The 16,699-nt window shown below is 69.2% G+C and carries 13 protein-coding genes; 8 read left to right on the top strand and 5 right to left on the bottom strand.

All coding sequences use genetic code 11. The annotated features are described in order from the left end of the window. Positions 1–77 precede the first annotated feature (77 nt). The gene (locus M1D55_RS13460) at positions 78–2,063 is read left to right on the top strand and encodes an aconitase family protein (RefSeq protein ID WP_456282384.1); all 1,986 of its coding nucleotides are present in this window, start codon (positions 78–80) and stop codon (positions 2,061–2,063) included. A gap of 141 nt (positions 2,064–2,204) precedes the next feature. On the opposite strand, the gene M1D55_RS13465 is transcribed toward M1D55_RS13460, so the two are convergent. Beyond that, a complete protein-coding gene (locus tag M1D55_RS13465; protein ID WP_456282385.1) occupies positions 2,205–5,837 on the bottom strand; it encodes an indolepyruvate ferredoxin oxidoreductase family protein in 3,633 nt (1,210 codons plus the stop codon). A 255-nt stretch (positions 5,838–6,092) separates the two neighbouring features. On the opposite strand from M1D55_RS13465, the gene M1D55_RS13470 reads away from it, so the two are divergent. Both M1D55_RS13470 and ppk2 read left to right on the top strand, forming a co-directional pair. Further along, positions 6,093–7,001, top strand: a complete 909-nt coding sequence (locus tag M1D55_RS13470) for a LysR substrate-binding domain-containing protein (protein WP_456282706.1) — start codon at positions 6,093–6,095, stop codon at positions 6,999–7,001. Between the two features lie 148 nt (positions 7,002–7,149). After that, positions 7,150–8,079: a polyphosphate kinase 2 gene (gene ppk2 / locus M1D55_RS13475; RefSeq protein ID WP_232205795.1), complete on the top strand. Its 930-nt coding sequence runs from the start codon at positions 7,150–7,152 to the stop codon at positions 8,077–8,079. Positions 8,080–8,118: 39 nt separating this feature from the next. Here ppk2 and M1D55_RS13480 read toward each other — a convergent pair whose 3' ends face one another. After that, positions 8,119–9,210 (bottom strand): substrate-binding domain-containing protein, encoded by a 1,092-nt coding sequence (locus tag M1D55_RS13480; RefSeq protein ID WP_456282386.1) that lies wholly within the window; start codon positions 9,208–9,210, stop codon positions 8,119–8,121. 138 nt (positions 9,211–9,348) lie between these two features. Between M1D55_RS13480 and M1D55_RS13485 the strand changes: the two genes are divergently transcribed. The 5 genes from M1D55_RS13485 (at position 9,349) to M1D55_RS13505 (ending at position 15,644) form a co-directional block, all read left to right on the top strand. Continuing rightward, positions 9,349–9,921 (top strand): formate dehydrogenase subunit gamma, encoded by a 573-nt coding sequence (locus M1D55_RS13485; protein ID WP_440268235.1) that lies wholly within the window; start codon positions 9,349–9,351, stop codon positions 9,919–9,921. Next, the gene (locus M1D55_RS13490) at positions 9,918–11,513 is read left to right on the top strand and encodes a formate dehydrogenase beta subunit (RefSeq protein ID WP_456282387.1); all 1,596 of its coding nucleotides are present in this window, start codon (positions 9,918–9,920) and stop codon (positions 11,511–11,513) included. Before M1D55_RS13485 ends, M1D55_RS13490 begins: the two co-directional genes overlap by 4 nt. A gap of 114 nt (positions 11,514–11,627) precedes the next feature. Next, positions 11,628–14,510: a formate dehydrogenase subunit alpha gene (gene fdhF / locus M1D55_RS13495; protein ID WP_456282388.1), complete on the top strand. Its 2,883-nt coding sequence runs from the start codon at positions 11,628–11,630 to the stop codon at positions 14,508–14,510. A 103-nt stretch (positions 14,511–14,613) separates the two neighbouring features. Then, positions 14,614–15,420, top strand: coding sequence for a formate dehydrogenase accessory sulfurtransferase FdhD (fdhD, locus tag M1D55_RS13500; RefSeq protein WP_456282707.1), 807 nt, complete (start codon positions 14,614–14,616; stop codon positions 15,418–15,420). Between the two features lie 2 nt (positions 15,421–15,422). Further along, on the top strand, positions 15,423–15,644 hold the full coding sequence (locus tag M1D55_RS13505) for a formate dehydrogenase subunit delta (RefSeq protein WP_053822308.1): 222 nt from the start codon (positions 15,423–15,425) through the stop codon (positions 15,642–15,644). 56 nt (positions 15,645–15,700) lie between these two features. Here M1D55_RS13505 and M1D55_RS13510 read toward each other — a convergent pair whose 3' ends face one another. Genes M1D55_RS13510 through M1D55_RS13520 form a run of 3 tightly spaced genes read right to left on the bottom strand, consistent with a single transcriptional unit; the run spans position 15,701 to position 16,555 of the window. Then, the gene (locus M1D55_RS13510; RefSeq protein ID WP_456282389.1) at positions 15,701–15,859 is read right to left on the bottom strand and encodes a helix-turn-helix transcriptional regulator; all 159 of its coding nucleotides are present in this window, start codon (positions 15,857–15,859) and stop codon (positions 15,701–15,703) included. Further along, positions 15,813–16,055, bottom strand: a complete 243-nt coding sequence (locus M1D55_RS13515; RefSeq protein WP_456282390.1) for a helix-turn-helix transcriptional regulator — start codon at positions 16,053–16,055, stop codon at positions 15,813–15,815. The genes M1D55_RS13510 and M1D55_RS13515 overlap by 47 nt, the downstream gene beginning before the upstream one ends. A gap of 32 nt (positions 16,056–16,087) precedes the next feature. Further along, positions 16,088–16,555, bottom strand: a complete 468-nt coding sequence (locus M1D55_RS13520) for an MgtC/SapB family protein (protein ID WP_064575751.1) — start codon at positions 16,553–16,555, stop codon at positions 16,088–16,090. Positions 16,556–16,699: the final 144 nt, after the last annotated feature.

The raw sequence follows: 16,699 nt of genomic DNA on the forward strand, positions 1-16,699 counted from the left end.
GCGCCGCGCGTAGATTCGGTGATTTTCGGCACTACGTACTGTGCTGGTGCTTACCAACAAGACCGGAGAAGACCCCGATGGACCGCCTGCAGATCGATGGCCGCATTCTGTTTCTTGCCGATTGCCCGCGGACCATCGAACGGCAGTTGCGCGGCGAGGCGCTGACGCTGGAGCAGGCCGGCGCGCTGCGCGACGATGTCTCGACCGACGAGATCACGCCGGTACCGATCCTGACCCATTTCGACGACCAGCTCGGGCGCTATCCCTATACCGGCTTCCGCGCGGGCGGCGCCCAGCCGATCGGCGCCGATGCGATCCGGCAGGGCGGCTTTGCCGTGACCGTCGCCGGCAACCGCTACGGCAAGGGCTCGTCGCGCGAGCACAGCCCGGCGGCCGAGAAACTGGCCGGCATCCGGCTGGTGATTGCCCGCAGCTTCGAGCGGATCTACCGGCAGAACGCCGACAATATCGGCCTGCTGACGTCGACCGACTTCGGCCTGATTCCCCGGCTGCTGGCGGGTGAGGCGATTCCCCTCGAGGAACTGCTGGCCGGCCGCGATGCACTGGCGGCGCAGATCCTGCGCGAGGGCGGCCTGCTGCGCTTCGGCCAGCGACATCTGCGCGGCCTCGCCGGAGACGGGGCGCCAGCGGTGCAGCGCACGCAGCCGGCCGCGGATCGGCCGCGCACGCTGTTCGAGAAGATCGTCGCCCGCCATGCGATCGCGACCGAAGTCACGCCGGCCGATCCCGCACCGGGCGACGGCATCTTTGTGCGCGCCGACTGGCGCTTCATCCACGAGTACTACACCGGCATGGCGGCTCATATGCTGCACGCCGCGCTGGGCCGGCCGCTCGTCTTGCACGCGCCCGAGCGCGTCGTCGTGTTCGAGGACCACACCTCGTATGTCGAGCAAAGCCCGGCCCATCTGCGCGGCGGCCTGGTGCGGAACGTCGTGCAGATGCGCGACGCCCAGCGGCGTTTCGTCGCGGACTACGCGCTGCGGTTCCACCGGACGCTGACCGAGGACGAGGCGCGGCGCGACGACGGCAGCAATGTCGCCGGCATCTCGCACGCGATGATGGCCGAGCATTACGCGCTGCCGGGGCAGCTGGTGGTCGGTACCGACTCGCACACGCCGCACAGCGGCGCGCTCGGCTGCGTGGCGTTCGGCGTGGGCACGACCGACATGGCCAATGCCTTCGTGTCCGGCGCGGTGCGGATGACGTTGCCCGCGTCGTTGCGGATCGTGCTGGACGGCGCGCTGCCGGCCGGCGTCACGGCCAAGGACGTGGTGCTGCATCTGCTGGCCTTGCCGGCGATCCGCGGCGGCACGGGCGTCGGCAAGGTTTTCGAGTTCACCGGTCCGGTGGTGTCGGCGCTGTCGACCGACGAGCGGGCGACGCTGACCAATATGTGCGCCGAGCTCGGCGGCTTCACCGGCATCGTCGCGCCCGATGCGGAGACGGTGCGCTTCCTGAAGGACCGGCGCGGCATCGATTTCAGGGTCGAGCCGTGGATGCATAGCGACGACGGCGCCGACTATGCCGCGACGATTCACGTCGATTGCAGCGGCCTGGCGCCGATGGTGGCGCGGCCAGGCGATCCCGGCAACGGCCTGGCGCTGTCCGATCTGAACGAGCCGGTACGGATCGACATCGCCTACGGCGGCTCGTGCACGGCCGGCAAGCGCGAGGACTTCGACCACTATCATGCGGTCCTGCGCTGGGCCGCCGAGCGCGGGCTGCGGGTGCCTGCCGGCGTCACGCTGTACCTGCAGTTCGGCACGACGGCGGTGCGCGACTACTGCATCGCGCAGGGCTATCTGGAGGCGTTCGACGCGGTCGGCGCGACGATCCTGCAGCCTTCCTGCGGCGCCTGCGCGAACTGCGGGCCGGGTTCGTCGACGGCGGCCGAGCAGGTCACGGTCAGCTCGATCAATCGCAATTTCCCCGGCCGCTCGGGGCCAGGGCAGGTGTGGCTGGCAAGCCCGCCGACGGTGGCGGCCAGCGCGATTGCGGGGCGGCTGCTGTCGTTCGACGATCTGCGGGCGCAGTTCGGCTAGCCGCGGCGCGCGGCGTAACAGGCCGCTTCCCATCGCCGACAAACACGGTCGTCCCCGCGAAGGCGGGGACCCAGTGGCGTTGAAAGACGCTGGGTTCCCGCGTTCGCGGGAACGACCATCCTGGGCCTCAGGGCATCCGCATCAGGCCGCCACGCGCTGGCCGTCGGCAACAACGCCACCGCGATAACGCGCCACCAGCTCGGCCCGGCGCTCGGCCGCCTTGCGCATGCTCGCTTCCTTGACCGGCCCGAAGCCGCGGATATCGTCGGGCAGGTTGGCAAGGGCCAGGGCGGTGTCGAAACGATCGGCATCCAGGCTGCGCGCGAACTCTTCGACCATCGCCAGATACTCGTCCACCAGCCGCCGTTCCTCGCGGCGTTCCGCCGTGCGGCCGAACGGATCGAGCGGCGTGCCGCGCAGTCCTTTCAGCCTGGCGAGCAGCCGGAACAGCGTCATCGTGCGCGGGCCGAAGCGGCGCTTGGTGGGGCGCTTGAGCGGCCGGCCGTTGCGCGTCTCGCGGGACAGCAGCGGCGGCGCCAGCCAGAAGTTCAGCTGATAGTCGCGGCCGGGCTCGCCGTCGAACTGCGCGCGCAGCTTGTCAAGGAAGGCCGGATCGGCGTACAGCCGCGCGACCTCGTATTCGTCCTTGTAGGCCATCAGCTTGGCCAGGTTGCGCGCGACCGCCTCGGTCAGCGGCAGCTTGCGGTCGGCACCGAGCGCCAGCTCGGCCTGCCGCACCTTGTCGACCGCGGCCAGATAGCGCGCGGCATAGGCGTCGTTCTGGTAGGCCCGCAGCAGCGCGGCGCGTTCCTGGATCAGCCGGTCCAGCGTCTGCGGAAGCGGCAGCACCTGCGTCGATGCCGCCCCGGTCTGGCGCGAAACGTTGCCGCTGCCGCCGAGCGCCGCGCTTACCGCCGTCTCGCCTCGATGGGCGAGCGCGCGGCCCCAGCCGAAGGCCAGCAGGTTCTTCTGCACCGCGACGCCGTTCAGCGTGATCGCGCGCGTCAGCGCCGCCAGCGACAGCGGCACCCAGCCGCGCTGCCACGCGAAGCCCAGCAGCAGCGGATTGGCGAAGATCGCATCGCCAAGCAGCCTGACGGCCCATGCGTTCGCGTCGAGGAAGGCGCAGGCCTCGCCGACGTTGTCGCGCAGGTCCTGCTCGGCCGAGGCGCCGGGGAAGCGCCATTTCGGGTTGGCGATCAGATCGGCGGTCGGCGTGCGCGCGCTGTTGATGGCCGCGGCGGTCACGTCGCGCTGGACCTTGGACAGCACCTCGGCCGAGGCCGACACGATCGCATCGCAACCGATCACCAGCCGCGCCTCGCCGGTGGCGACGCGCGTGGCATGCAGCCCCTGCGGCGTGGCGGCGATCTGCACATGGCTGAGCACCGCGCCGCCCTTCTGCGCGAGGCCTGCCATGTCGAGCACCGTGACGCCCTTGCCTTCGAGATGCGCGGCCATGCCGAGGATGCCGCCGACCGTCACCACGCCGGTGCCGCCGACGCCGGTCACGACGATGCCGTAGGCCCGTTCCAGCGCCGGCAGCGTCGGCAAGGGCAGGGCGTCCAGATCGATCGCGTCCGACTTTCCACCCGGCGTTCCGGCGGCCGCGGGCTTGCGCACCTGCGCACCCTCGGCCGTCACGAAGCTCGGACAGAAGCCGTTCAGGCACGAGAAGTCCTTGTTGCACGACGACTGGTTGATCTTGCGCTTGGTGCCGAGCTCGGTTTCCAGCGGTTCGACCGACAGGCAGTTCGATTGCACCGAGCAGTCGCCGCAGCCTTCGCAGACCGCATCGTGGATGAAGGCGCGCCGCGCCGGATCCGGGTAGTCGCCGCGCTTGCGGCGGCGGCGCTTCTCGGTCGCGCAGGTCTGGTCGTAGATCAGCACGGTGACGCCCGGCGTATCGCGCAGGCGCCGCTGCACGTCGTCGAGCCGGTCGCGGTGATGCACGGCGATGCCGACTGGCAGCCCGCCGCCGCCGGCGTACTTGTCGGGTTCGTCGGTGACGACGACGATCTCGCGCGCGCCCTCGGCCAGCACCTGATGCGCGATGCGCGGCACGGTCAGCACGCCGTCGACCGGCTGGCCGCCGGTCATCGCCACCGCGTCGTTGAACAGCACCTTGTAGGTGATATTGGCCTTCGCCGCGATCGCCGCGCGGATCGCCAGCAGGCCCGAATGGAAGTAGGTGCCGTCGCCCAGATTGACGAACACGTGCTTCTCGTCGGTGAAGTGCATCTGGCCGGTCCACGCCACGCCTTCGCCGCCCATCTGGCTGAAGGTGTCGGTATTGCGGTCCATCCACATCGCCATGTAGTGGCAGCCGATGCCGGCCAGCGCGCGCGAGCCCTCGGGCACGCGCGTCGACGTGTTGTGCGGGCAGCCCGAGCAGAACCACGGCTTGCGCTCGACCGACAGCCGCGGACGGGCCGCGTCGCGTTCCTTGGCCTCGATCAGCGCGACGCGCGCGGCGATGCGCGCGCGCACGTCGTCGGGCAGATCGGCCTTGTCGAGCCGGCGCGCGATCGCCTTGGCGATGATCGCCGGCGACAGCTCGTAGTGCGCGGGCAAAAGCCAGCTGCCGCGCGGCACCGACCATTCGCCGCCCTCGTTGTCCCGTTCGTCGAACTTGCCGAACACGCGCGGGCGCACGTCGTCGCGCCAGTTGTACAGCTCTTCCTTCAACGCGTACTCGAGGATCTGCCGCTTTTCCTCGACCACCAGGATCTCGTCGAGGCCGGTGGCGAACTCGCGCGCGTCCTGCGCGTCGAGCGGCCACACACAGCCGACCTTCATCACGCGAATGCCGATGCGTGCGCAGGTGTCATCGTCCAGGCCCAGGTCGGCCAGCGCCTGCCGCACATCGAGATAGGCCTTGCCGGCGGTCATGATGCCGAAGCGCGCCCGCGGCGAATCGACCACCACGCGGTTCAGCCTGTTGGCGCGCACATAGGCCAGCGCCGCGTACCACTTGTGGTCCAGCAGCCGTGCCTCCTGCGCCAGCGGCGGATCGGGCCAGCGGATATTGAGCCCGCCCTCGGGCATCGTGAAGTCCTGCGGCAGCACGACCTGGACGCGGTCCGGATCGATGTCGACGGAGGCGCTCGACTCGACCACGTCGGTGACGCACTTCATCGCCACCCACAGCCCCGAATAGCGGCTCATCGCCCAACCGTGCAGGCCGTAGTCCAGGTATTCCTGCACGGTGGACGGGTACAGCACCGGAATGCCGGCGGCGATCAGCACGTGCTCGGACTGGTGTGCGACCGACGAGGACTTGGCGGCGTGGTCGTCGCCGGCCAGCAGCAGCACGCCGCCATGGGGCGCGGAGCCGGCGGAGTTGGCGTGCTTGAGCACATCGATCGAGCGGTCGACGCCCGGGCCCTTGCCGTACCACATCGAGAACACGCCGTCGCGCTGCGCACCGGGGAACAGGTTGACCTGCTGCGTGCCCCAGACCGCGGTGGCCGCCAGGTCTTCGTTCAGCCCGGGCTGGAACACCACGTCGCTGCCCGCCAGATGGGTCTTGGCCTGCCACAGCGCCTGGTCGAGCCCGCCCAGCGGCGAGCCGCGGTAACCGGACACATAGCCGGCGGTATTGAGCCCGGCGGCGCGGTCGCGCGCCTTCTGCAGCATCGGCAGGCGCACCAGCGCCTGGGTGCCGCTCAGATAGACGCGGCCTTTCTCCACGGTGTACTTGTCGTCGAGGCTGACGTTGGCCAGCGCGTCGGCGAGGGCCTGTTGCTGCGCGGGCGAGAGCGGGCTGTTCATGGGGGTGTCTCCGGCTGATGGCGATATCGGCCGCCCACGTCGGGCGGTATCGTTCGATATGCGTTTTTGCTGTGCGCGCTCGGCATGCGCGTTCTGTTCGCCGGACGAGTGTAGGAAAGCACCTCGCTATCGTAAAATCACAAATTCAGAGCGCTGATATTTGGTAATCGCATGGCTGCCCGACCGCCTTCTCCCTCGCTTCCGACCGCCGTGACCGGCGGTGCCTCGCGCGACGCCAAGACGCGTCCGGCGCCGCTGGCCCGCGACATCACGCTGCGGCAGCTGCGTTATTTCCAGGCGGCCGCCGAGACCGGCCAGTTCTCGATGGCGGCCACGCGCGAGCACGTGTCGCAGTCCGCCATCACCAATGCGGTGCTGGCGTTGGAGCAGCGCCTGGCCGTGCGGCTGTTCGACCGGCTGCCGCACGGTGTCGCGCTGACCGCCGAAGGGCACCGGCTGCTGCAGCGGGTCGCGGGCATTCTCGATTCGGTCGAGGACATGCTGCGCGAACCGTCTCTGCAGGGCCCCAGCCAGCAGGGAACGGTGTCGTTCGCCGCCTCTTACACGGTGCTGGGCTATCTGCTGCCGGCCTTGCTGGCGCGCTTTCGCTCGCACTATCCGGACATCGTCTTCGACCTGCGCGACCTCGACCGCGTCGAGATCGAGGAGGCGGTCTTGTCCGGCGAGATCGAGCTCGGCGTGGTGCTGCTGTCGAACGTCGCGCGCCCGCAGCGCTTCGCGCACCGCACGCTGATCCGCTCGCGCCGGCAACTGTGGGCCGCGCCGGGCCATCCGCTGATGCAGGGCGGCGCGCCGACGCTGAAGGAGGTGGCCGCCCACCCGTACATCCTGCTGACCGTCGACGAGGGCGAGACCTCGACGCTGCGCTACTGGAAGGGCAAACGGCTGTCGCCCGACATCGCCTTCCGCACCACGTCGATGGAGGCGCTGCGCGGGCTGGTGGCCCACGGCTTCGGCGTCACGGTGCTGTCGGACATGGTGTTCCGGCCGTGGTCGCTGGAAGGCAAGGAGATCGAGGCCAGGCCGCTGGCCGACGCCGTGCCCGACATGGAGGTCGGGCTGATCTGGCGCCCCGACGAGCCGCTGAGCGAGCCGGCGCAGCTGCTGCGGGACTTTCTGGTCTACGCTTGTGGAACGCCGTGATGTCGTCTCGGGCCGCGCTTTGATCCGGTGATTTCACGGCACTGACATACCGGCAAGCTACGCTGGCGAGCCGCCCGGCCACGGGCGAGGTCCGGCTGGCGTGTTGGCGCAGCGTCGTGAAGCGTGTAGCAGCGTGAAGGAGCGTGAGATGACCCCGAGCGAAGAAGAACTGGTACGCCGCATCCACCGCGAGGTGGCGGACCACTACGATGAGGAATTCGAGCTCGCGCTCGAGGACGGCGACGCGCAGGCGCTGCTGAACTCGGACTCGCTGCCCGGCGGCGCGGTCGACCGGGAATCGCGCCGGCACTATTTCAGCGAGCTGTTCCGCCTGCAGGGGGAGCTGGTCAAGCTGCAGAGCTGGGTGGTCGCCACCGGCCAGAAGATCGTCATCGTGTTCGAGGGTCGCGATGCCGCCGGCAAGGGTGGCGTGATCAAGCGCATCACGCAGCGGCTCAATCCGCGCGTGTGCCGCGTCGCCGCGCTGCCCGCGCCGAACGACCGCGAACGCACCCAGTGGTACTTCCAGCGCTATGTCTCGCATCTGCCGGCGGCCGGCGAGATCGTGCTGTTCGATCGCAGCTGGTACAACCGCGCGGGCGTCGAGCGCGTGATGGGCTTCTGCACCGACGACCAGTACGAGGAGTTCTTCCGCTCCGTGCCCGAGTTCGAGAAGATGCTGGTGCGCTCGGGCATCCGGCTGATCAAGTACTGGTTCTCGATTTCGGACGAGGAACAGGAGCTGCGCTTCCTGTCGCGCATTCACGATCCGCTGAAGCAGTGGAAGCTCAGCCCGATGGACCTCGAATCGCGCCGCCGCTGGGAGGCCTATACCAAGGCCAAGGAAATCATGCTGGCGCGCACGCATATCCCCGAGGCGCGCTGGTGGGTCGTGCATGCCGACGACAAGAAGGTCGCGCGGCTGAACTGCATCCACCATCTGCTGACGCTGATTCCCTATCGCGAGATCGAGCAGCCGGAAATCGTGCTGCCCGAGCGCCAGCGCAGCCAGGGCTACGCACGCCAGCCGGTGCCCGACGAGATGTGGGTGCCGCAGGTCTACGGTTCGCTGGGTTGAGCGCTGGGTCGGGCGCCGGCTTGACCGGCGGCTCGATCGCTAGCGCGGACGCTGCAGCCCGGGAAAGGCCTGCGGCAGCGTCAGCACGGTGCCGGTCAGCGTCGCGTCGTAGCCGGGCAGCGCATCGACCCGTTCGCGAAAGCCGCCGCTGGTCAGCGCGGCCACCGCATCGGCCAGCATCGGACTGCGCAGCCGTTCGCGTTCGATCGCGAAGAAATAGCGTTCCTTGAGCACCGGCACGAAGTCGAGTCCGAAGCGGCGCGCCGCCGTTTCGACGCCGAAGCCGACGTCGGCCATGCCGCTGCCGATATACGCCGCGACCGCGGCATGGGTGAATTCGCCGTTGCTGTAGCCTTCGATCCGCGCAGGGTCGATGCCTCGTGCACGCAGGATCAGGTCGAGCAGCAGGCGGGTGCCCGAACCGACCTGGCGGTTGACGAAGCGCACGTCCGGCCGCAGCAGGTCATCCAGCCGCGTGATTGCCTTCGGATTGCCGCGTGCGACGAACAGCCCCTGCGTGCGCACCGCCAGATGGATCAGGCAATGCCGCTCGGGATGCAGCCAGTGCGCGAAGCGCTCGAACGTCTCGGCCTCGAACTCGCCGATCGGCACATGAAAGCCCGCGATATCGCAGTCCCCGGCGGCCAGCGCGGCCACCGCTTCCAGGCTGCCGCAGTACTTCAGGTCATGGCGGACCTTGTGCTCGTCGAGAAAGTCGCGCAGCGCGGCGACCGCGAAGCCGTGGCTGGCATGCAGCCGCAGCGCGCTGACCGAGGCGTCGAGCACCTTCTTCAGTTCGATCTCCAGTTCCGACGCCAGGCTCTCCAGCGTCGGCGACAGCCGTGCGCCGATGCGCTTGCTGGCCCAGACCAGCTGCTGCGACAGCGGCGTCAGCACGCTGCCGCGGCCGCGGCGCTTGTCGATCAACGGGCCGCCGAACAGCGACTGCGCATCTTCGAGCAGACCCCAGGCATAGCGGTACGACAGCCCGATCGCCTCGCACGATTGGCGGATGCTGCCGGTGCGTTCGATCTGGGCAAGCAGCGTCACCAGCCGCGAGACATCGAGTGGCGCGGCCCCGTTGCTGTCGTCGCGCACCTGCAGGTGCGGCTGAATGGCGATTCTCAACATAGGCGAAAAATAGCATATTGCCGCTCGCGTGCGCGCTGCCTATAGTCCCGGCATGGCAAAAAAACCCGGGAATTGGGCGCCGATGGGCGCGCGAGGCGGCCGGGATGGAGTCCCGACAATATGCAAAAAATAGCCTATATGGAAGGCGCGGCTATGAAGGCGCCGGATGCCGAGGCCGCCGATCGCATCGCGGCGATCCTGCGCGCCCGCCAGCACCAGCCCGGCGCCTTGCTGCCGATCCTGCACGACGTCCAGGACGCCCTCGGCTTCGTCCCCCCGGATGCGGTGCCCGTGATCGCGCAGGCGTTGAACCTGTCCCGCGCCGAAGTCCACGGCGTGATCAGCTTCTACCACCATTTCCGCGACCGGCCCGCGGGACGGCACGTGCTGCAGCTGTGCCGCGCCGAGGCCTGCCAGGCGGTCGGCGCCGATGCGCTGGCCGAGCACGCGCAGCGCGAACTCGGCTGCGGCTGGCACCAGACCAGCGCCGATGGCGCGGTCACGCTCGAGCCGGTCTATTGCCTGGGCCAGTGCGCGGTGGGACCGGCGCTGATGGCCGGCACCGAACTGCATGGCGGCGTGACACCGGCGCGGCTCGACGCCTTGCTGACCGCGCTGCGGCAGCGCGATGCGCGGCACGACGACGTCAGGGATGGCGATGTGCTGCAAGACGGGACCGCCCCCATGTCCCACAACGAGGTGAGCCGATGAGCGCGACACGCAACCCAATGGCCGCCGCACCCGTGACGGTGTTCGTCCCGCGCGACTCGACCGCGCTCGCCATGGGCGCCGAAGCGGTGGCGCGCGCGATCGCCAGCGAAGCCGCGGCACGCGGCGACGCTGTACGCATCGTGCGCAACGGCTCGCGCGGGATGTTCTGGCTCGAACCGCTGGTCGAGGTACAGACGCCGGCCGGACGCATCGCCTACGGGCCGGTCAGCGCCGCCGACGTGCCCGCGCTGTTCGATGCCGGCCTGCTGCGCGGCGGCAACCATCCGTTGTGTCACGGCATGACCGAATCGATTCCGTTCCTGCGCGAGCAGGAGCGGCTGACGTTCGCCCGCATGGGCATCACCGATCCGCTGTCGCTCGACGACTATCTGGCGCACGGCGGCTATCGCGGCCTGACGCGTGCGCTGGCGATGGGCGGCGCCGATATCGTGCACGAGGTCACCGAGTCGGGCCTGCGCGGCCGCGGCGGCGCGGCCTTTCCGACCGGCATCAAGTGGAACACGGTGCTGAAGGCGGACAGCGACGTCAAATACGTGGTCTGCAATGCCGACGAAGGCGACTCGGGCACGTTCTCCGACCGCATGGTGATGGAGGGCGATCCGTTCATGCTGATCGAGGGCATGACGATTGCCGGGCTTGCGGTCGGTGCCGAACAGGGCTACGTCTACGTGCGTTCGGAATATCCGCACGCGATCGCGGTGCTCGAACGTGCGATCGCCATCGCCACCTCGGCGGGCTGGCTGGGCGACGATATCCGCGGCAGCGGCCGCCGTTTTGCGCTGGAGGTGCGCAAGGGCGCGGGCGCCTATGTCTGCGGCGAGGAAACCGCGCTGCTGGAAAGCCTCGAGGGGCGCCGCGGCATGGTGCGCGCCAAGCCGCCGTTGCCGGCGATCCAGGGCCTGTTCGGCCGTCCCACCATCATCAACAACGTGATCTCGCTGGCGACCGTGCCGGTAATTCTTGCTGAGGGCGCGCAGCACTATCGCGATTTCGGCATGGGGCGCTCGCGCGGCACGCTGCCGTTCCAGCTGGCCGGCAATATCGCGCGCGGCGGCCTGGTCGAGAAGGCGTTCGGCGTCACGCTGCGCGAGCTGCTGTACGACTACGGCGGCGGCGCGCGCAGCGGCCGGCCCCTGCGCGCCGTGCAGGTCGGCGGCCCGCTTGGCGCCTATCTGAACGAAGCGCGCTGGGACGTACCGCTCGACTACGAGGCCTATGCCGCGTTCGGCGGCGTGGTCGGCCACGGCGGCATCGTTGCCTTCGACGACACCGTCGACATGGCGCGGCAGGCGCGCTATGCGATGGAATTCTGCGCGGTCGAGTCCTGCGGCAAATGCACGCCGTGCCGGATCGGCTCGACCCGCGGCGTCGAGGTCATCGACAAGCTGATGGCCCAGCCCGATCCCGCCCGGCGCACGCAGCAGGTGCGGCTGGTGCGCGACCTGTGCGACACGATGCTGCACGGCTCGCTTTGCGCGATGGGCGGCATGACGCCGTATCCGGTGCTGTCGGCGCTCGACGGCTTTCCCGAGGACTTCGGCCTGCCGCCGCTGCCGGCGCGGGCCGCGTGAAGACGCACGCAGCTGCACTGCTTTGCATCGCTGCAGCTTGAAGACACTGGGCCCCCCTGCGCGGGGGCGACAGGAAAAAGCCTCGCTCCATACACGACCCTGCGGAGTTCGACCTTGCACCCCCACCACGATATCGATTACGGCACGCCGCGGCGCGAGGCCGAACAAACCGTCACGCTGGAAATCGACGGCGTCGCCGTCACCGTGCCCGCCGGCACCTCGGTGATGCGCGCCGCGGTCGCGGCCGGCGTCCATGTGCCCAAGCTGTGCGCCACCGACAGCCTCGAGCCGTTCGGCTCGTGCCGGCTGTGCCTGGTGGAGATCGAAGGGCGGCGCGGCTATCCCGCGTCATGCACCACGCCCGCCGAGCCGGGCATGAAGGTGCGCACGCAGACCGGCAAGCTCGCCGAGATCCGTCGCGGCGTGATGGAACTGTATATCTCGGACCATCCGCTCGATTGCCTGACGTGCCCGACCAACGGCAACTGCGAACTGCAGGACATGGCCGGCGCGGTCGGCCTGCGCGAGGTCCGCTACGGCGACGATGGCGCCAGCCATCTCGATGCAGTCAAGGACCAGTCGAACCCGTACTTCGAGTACGACCCGTCAAAATGCATCGTCTGCAACCGCTGCGTGCGCGCCTGCGAGGAAACGCAGGGCACCTTCGCGCTGACGATCAGCGGGCGCGGCTTCGAATCGCGCGTGACGGCGGGGCAGGGCGAGTCCTTCATGGAGTCGGACTGCGTGTCGTGCGGCGCCTGCGTGCAGGCGTGTCCGACCGCGACGCTGACCGAGACCTCGCTGATCCGCATGGGCCAGCCCGAGCACAGCGTGGTGACCACCTGTGCCTACTGCGGCGTCGGCTGCGCCTTCAAGGCCGAGATGAAGGGCAACGAGGTGGTGCGCATGGTGCCGTACAAGGACGGCCAGGCCAACGAGGGCCATGCCTGCGTCAAGGGCCGCTTCGCCTGGGGCTACGCCACGCACCAGGACCGCATCCTGAAGCCGATGATCCGCGCCAGCATCCAGGACCCGTGGCGCGAGGTGTCGTGGGAGGAGGCGATCGGCTACGCCGCCGCGCAGTTCCGCCGCATCCAGCAAAAGCATGGCCGCGACGCGGTCGGCGGCATCGTGTCGTCGCGCTGTACCAACGAGGAAGGCTATCTGGTGCAGAAGCTGGTGCGCGCGGCCTTCGGCAACAACAACGTCGACACCTGCGCGCGCGTCTGCCACTCGCCGACCGGCTACGGCCTGAAGCAGACGCTGGGCGAGTCGGCCGGCACGCAGACCTTCCGTTCGGTCGAGCGCTCGGACGTGATCCTGGTGATCGGCGCCAATCCCACCGACGGCCATCCGGTATTCGGCTCGCGGCTGAAGAAGCGGCTGCGCGCCGGTGCCCGCCTGATCGTCATCGATCCGCGCCGCATCGATCTGGTCCGGTCGCCGCACGTGCGTGCCGACTACCATCTGCAGCTGCGCCCCGGCAGCAATGTCGCGGTGCTGACCGCGATGGCCCATGTGATCGTCACCGAGGGGCTGCTGGCCGAGGACTTCATCGCCGAGCGTTGCGAGTCGAAGGCGTTCGGCCTGTGGCGCGAGTTCGTCGCGCGGCCGGAAAACTCGCCGGAGGCGATGGCCGAGGTCACCGGCGTGCCGGCCGAGCAGCTGCGCGGCGCCGCGCGCCTGTACGCGACCGGCGGCAATGCCGCGATCTACTACGGGCTGGGCGTCACCGAGCACGCGCAAGGTTCGACCGCGGTGATGGCGATCGCCAACCTGGCGATGGCGACCGGCAACATCGGCCGCGAGGGCGTCGGCGTCAATCCGCTGCGCGGCCAGAACAATGTGCAGGGGTCCTGCGATATCGGCTCGTTCCCGCACGAGCTGCCGGGCTACCGGCATGTCTCCGATTCGACGACGCGCGGCCTGTTCGAGCAGGCGTGGAACGTCGAGATCAGCCCGGAGCCGGGCCTGCGCATTCCCAATATGTTCGAGGCCGCGCTGGGCGGCAGCTTCAAGGGGCTGTACTGCCAGGGCGAGGACATCGTCCAGTCCGATCCGAACACGCAGCACGTGGCCGAGGCGCTGTCGTCGATGGAATGCATCGTGGTGCAGGACATTTTCCTGAACGAAACCGCCAAGTACGCGCACGTGTTCCTGCCCGGCTCGTCCTTCCTCGAGAAGGACGGCACCTTCACCAACGCCGAGCGCCGCATCTCGCGCGTGCGCAAGGTGATGCCGCCCAGGGCCGGCTATGCCGACTGGGAGGTCACGATGCTGCTGTCCAACGCGCTCGGCTATCCGATGGACTATCGCCATCCGTCCGAGATCATGGACGAGATCGCGCGGCTGACGCCGACGTTCGCCGGCGTCAGCTACGCGAAGCTCGACGAACTCGGCAGCATCCAGTGGCCGTGCAATGCGCAGGCGCCGGCCGGCACGCCGATCATGCACGTCGACACCTTCGTGCGCGGCAAGGGCAAGTTCATCATCACGCAGTTCGTGCCGACCGAGGAGAAGGTCAATCGCCGCTTCCCGCTGATCCTGACCACCGGCCGCATCCTGTCGCAGTACAACGTCGGCGCGCAGACCCGGCGCACCGACAACGTGCGCTGGCACGACGAGGACCGGCTCGAGATCCATCCGCACGATGCGCAGGAGCGCGGCATCGCCGACGGCGACTGGGTCGGCATCGTCAGCCGCGCCGGCGAGACGGTGCTGCGCGCGCTGGTCAGCGAGCGCATGCAGCCGGGCGTGGTCTACACGACGTTCCACTTCCCCGAGTCGGGCGCCAACGTGATCACCACCGACAACTCGGACTGGGCCACCAACTGCCCCGAATACAAGGTCACCGCGGTGCAGGTGCTGCCGGTCGCGCAGCCGTCCGAATGGCAGCGGCGCTATCGGGACTTCCATGACGAGCAGTTGCGGCTGTTGCGGGCGGCGAATGCGGTGGCGCAGGACGAGAAGGCGGAGGCCGGCCATGCTGGTCTGTGAGCGCGGCGTGGTCGCGCGCGATGAGTCCGGTCCGTATCGCGCCGATCGGTACGAGGCCGATCCAAACGAGGCCTGTCCATACGAGCGCGACGGCGATCTGCCGATGCCGTACGCCACGGTCGAGGTCGCGCGCCGCGAAGGTGGGGGCGGCGACATGGCGCTCGCCTTCGACGATGTCGCCGAAGAAGTCCCTGTCGCGCTCGAATACAACGGCATCTCGCACGCGGTGATGCTGGCCACGCCGGCCGATCTCGAAGATTTCGCGGTCGGCTTCAGCCTGACCGAAGGCATCGTCGCGAACGCGCGCGACGTGTTCGAGATCGACACGCAGGCCGGCGAGCAAGGGGTCGCGGTGCAGTTGCGCATTGCCGGCGATGCCTTCGCGCGGATGAAGACGCGGCGTCGCGCGATGACGGGCCGCACCGGCTGCGGGCTGTGCGGCGTCGAATCGCTGTCGCAGGTGGCGCGCATGCCGGCACCGGTCGCGAGCACCGCGCGCTTCGACGGCGCCGCGCTGCATCGGGGCTTTGCCGAGCTGCAGCGGCGGCAGGCGCTGCTGCGCCATACCGGCGCGACTCACGCGGCCGGCTGGCTGCGCGCCGATGGCACCGTGGCCTTCGTGCGCGAGGACGTCGGCCGCCACAACGCGCTCGACAAGCTGATTGGCGCGCTGGCGCGCAGCGGCGAGCCGGTCGCCGACGGCGCGGCGCTGGTCACCAGCCGCGCCAGCTACGAGATGGTGCTCAAGGCCGCCAGCGCCGGCATCGGGATACTGGCCGCCGTCTCTGGACCCACCGCGATGGCGGTCCGGCTGGCCGAACAGGCCGGCGTCACGCTGGCCGGGTTCGTGCGCCCCGGCCGCCATGTCGTCTACACCCATTCCGCGCGGCTGCTGCCGCCACGCTGCTGATCATGAATCTCGACAACCTGGTCAAGATGGCCAACCAGATCGGAACCTTCTTCGCCGCGATGCCCGACCGCGACGAGGCGCTGGCGGACATCGCCACCCACCTGCGCCGCTTCTGGGCACCACCGATGCGCCGAGCCCTGCTCGAGGGCGTCGACAACGGCCAGGCGGAGGCGGTCGCGCCAATCGTGCGCGCGGCGCTGGAGCGGCATCGGGAGCGGCTGTAAGGCGTTGCCCCGCGCGGTGCACCGGGATTGCGGTCAGCCAATCCAGCGCGAGGCCGCTACGCCGCCTTGGCCTTGCGCGGCGCGACTTGGGAGCGAATGGCGTTGCCGACCTGCTGTTCGGCGGTCTTGAGATCGTAGGCCTGCTGAAGGTTCAACCAGGTTTCGGCGTCACCACCAAAATAGCGCGCCAAACGCAGAGCGATCTCGCTGGCCACGCGCGGCATCGCCCCGGACGATCGCGTCGATCTGCGCGGTGCCGACATGCAATTCCTTCGCCAGTTCCGCGATCGATAGATCGAGCGGCACCAGATACTCCTCGCGCAGGATCTTGCCCGGATGAACCGGGCGCATGCCGTTGTGGAAAGGAGCCATCGCGCGCTCCTCGCCTGGTCGTGGATCGATGGCCCGCATGGTAGTGTGTCTTGGCGGCGCGCAGGCACGAACTACTTGATCCGCTGCAGAATCTCCAAAATCACCAGCGTAAAAATCGTAGCGAGCAGCGCGGTCGCTTCGCGCCCCATGCCGGCGGCGACGCCGATGGCGGACACCATCCAGATGCTGGCGGCGGTGGTCAGGCCCTTGATGCTTTCCTCGCTATTGAGCTTGATGATGGCGCCGGCGCCGAGGAAGCCGATGCCCGAGGCGATGCCCTGCAGTACGCGGCTCATGTCGGCCAGCGGCACGCCGGCCTGCAGCGGCACCAGCACGAACATCGCGGAGCCCAGCGCGACCAGCATATGGGTGCGCAAGCCGGCGGCCTTGCCGGCCGCTTCGCGTTCGTAGCCGATCATCGCGCCGAGCAGCATCGCCATGCCAAGCCGGACCACGACCCGGGTCGCTTCCTCGATGTCGGGAATGTCGGCGAACTCCGTCCGCAGCGCGCTCAGCATGTCTGACCAGATGCCATCCATCGTTGCCTCCCCGAGAGTCCGCCGTCGTGGCGTGGTGAGCGGGTTCGGCGCAGGCGGAACCCGGCTGCCAGCAGGCTAGCATGGAGACGCGGGGCGGGGCAGTCGGTTCGGCACTGACATGGCCCGGCCGAACGGGGCCCGTCG

The sequence above is a fragment of the Cupriavidus sp. JZ107 genome (assembly GCF_053903255.1).